The sequence below is a fragment of the Bacillus sp. P4_D3 genome (assembly GCF_056401855.1).
This window is the reverse complement of sequence record NZ_JBFUIN010000529.1, coordinates 1-2,191: the sequence shown is the minus strand read 5'-3', so window position 1 is coordinate 2,191 and position 2,191 is coordinate 1. Positions and strand designations below refer to the sequence as shown.

Sequence of the window (2,191 nt, the reverse complement as noted above, 5' to 3'; positions counted from 1 at the left end):
TCAAAGTAACTGCAATAATCCCTCCATAGAATTTTTCGAAATATCGCCTGGAATGAATCAAAAACACTTGAATAAATATTGCTGCGCTAACTAATAGAGAAAAAATAGAAAGATTGATGAAATAGTCTTTAATAATCATGTAATGTCCCTCCTTGCATTAAGTATATTCGACAAAAAAGCAGAAAATCCTACAAATAGTATAAACAGTTCAGGTGCAAAACAATTAAAATAGATGTAAATAATCTTTAAATCTTGGACATTCTGAGATCCAAAAATTCTCTAAAGCAAATATTGAATTTACAAAAACCATGCTTTTTTAGACTCATATAATCATATCTACAAAAAGCAACCAGAAATATTTACTTTCATAATGGAAGTGCTCTTTTCTAGTCTAATAAAAGCAATATATCGTTTTATTGCACCAAAACTTGAAGAAAGAAATCTTCTCGAAAAGACAGAAGTACTGCATAAATTCCAAAGCACTCGGCAGAAATCAACATTCCATTTTAACAGCAATCTTATTTAGTCTGAAATTTCAATTTAACTACAAAAACGATCCTTTTTGTAGGAACCTACAGAAAAGATCGTTTTTTTAACTCTTATTCTTTGCTGAAATGCTCATTTATGATGGGATCAAGTGATGGACCAAATATTCCCCTTTTTTAAAACCTACGCGATTTCTTCAAAGTCTCCAATATATCATCTGTAAAAGCAGTATCCCCCTCTGCTTCAGTAAAAAGGTTTGGGTTCCGTAACGACATGATAGGCGTTATTAATAAAACTTAAACTAGAAATTCAAATGAAATTTATATATTCTTTTGAGTGTTTTTAAAAGAAAGCATCGTCCCCTCACTATTTGATTGTAAAGTGTATTTTATATTGAACATCTTTGATATATCTTCAATATTTTTTAATCCTATTCCCGTTCCTTTGACATTTATATCAAAGCCAATTCCATTATCTCTAAAGGAAACAATATCTTCATCTATAATGATTTTGAGTTTTTTAGCTTGTGAATGTTTAATCACATTTTGAAAAACATTATCAAATAGCCTTTGAATCCATAACTCATTACTATTCCATACCAACTCTTTATCTTGTGGATTATATACTAATCCAATTTTATGAACACTATACAAATAGCGCCATTTTTTAACCATATTTTCTATTAAATCATGTATATTCACTTCATCATTCACAATATAAGTATCCTCTAAAGTTTCTGTAGATTGAATATTAAATTCGTTTGTTAAATCACTTATATATTGTATCTGCTTATACATTGATTCAAATACTGGCGCTTGTTCTTCGTATTCGCCTTCTAAATAATATAATTGTAATCTAACAGCTGTTAAAGGTGTATTAATATCATGCCGTAATTTATTTAATAGCTCTTGCTTTATTTGTTCTTGTTGTTGTAGTTCTAATTCTCGATAAGTCGTTCTTTCTATAAGCAAGTTTACTGATTTAATCAGTTCCCCTATCTCATCATCGCTTTTGACATCTATTATATTAGGAATTTTTTTATCACTTGCTAAATCTCGAATCGTTTGATTTAATATATTAATTTTATTTAATAATGAATTAATCGATTTTGAAAATACAAAAGCTAATACTAATAGTGACAATAAAAATATGATTAACATAGTAGGATATGCAAAGGATTCGTGAAAAGGAATGTTCTTATTTTTAGTTTTAAAGGCAACATTATAAATAACTGATACAAAGATACTAATCGACAATAATAACAATGGTACGCTAATAATAGCAGTGAATAGTAATAACTGATATTTTTTCTTTAAGTTCATTTCTTCATATAGGTATTTAATCTATACCCTTCTCCATATATATTCTGAATAATATCACCTGTTTTATCATCGATTTTGGTCCTGATTTTCTTTATATGTACGTTCATGATATTTTGATTTCTATCTTCGAGTTGCCATAGGTAATCATAGAAGTGTTCTTTCGTTAAAATTCTATCTCTATTTTCATATAAATAGAAGAATATTTTACGCTCAATCGCAGTAAACGCAACTTCATTACGCAAACCCTTTATAAAAATCCTTTTATATTCTGCATCTATAAATAAATGTTTAATTTGCGTGAAAGTACCATATTGATTATCTAACATTTTCTGAATTCTTAACAATAATTCTCGAGGATCAAAAGGTTTTATCATGTATTCTTC

2 protein-coding genes and 2 pseudogenes are annotated in these 2,191 nt (G+C 28.1%); 1 reads left to right on the top strand and 3 read right to left on the bottom strand.

What is annotated here, in order from left to right:
- Positions 1 to 139: pseudogene (locus tag AC1DTM_RS23645) on the bottom strand (LytS/YhcK type 5TM receptor domain-containing protein); the annotation flags it as partial.
- A gap of 118 nt (positions 140 to 257) precedes the next feature.
- Here AC1DTM_RS23645 and AC1DTM_RS23640 point away from each other — a divergent pair.
- Positions 258 to 520 (top strand): annotated as a pseudogene (locus tag AC1DTM_RS23640) (hypothetical protein); the annotation flags it as partial.
- Positions 521 to 806: 286 nt separating this feature from the next.
- On the opposite strand, the gene AC1DTM_RS23635 reads toward AC1DTM_RS23640, so the two are convergent.
- Positions 807 to 1,808, bottom strand: a complete 1,002-nt coding sequence (locus tag AC1DTM_RS23635) for a sensor histidine kinase (protein ID WP_016105295.1) — start codon at positions 1,806 to 1,808, stop codon at positions 807 to 809.
- Positions 1,805 to 2,191, bottom strand: a 387-nt coding sequence (locus tag AC1DTM_RS23630) for a response regulator transcription factor (protein ID WP_477001029.1), incomplete at its 5' end; no start/stop codon positions are given. The genes AC1DTM_RS23635 and AC1DTM_RS23630, both read right to left, overlap by 4 nt.

What these genes read in the sequence shown, in the direction of transcription:
- AC1DTM_RS23635 (WP_016105295.1), bottom strand. Translation starts at nt 1,808, where the DNA reads ATGAACTTAAAGAAAAAATATCAGTTATTACTATTCACTGCTATTATT.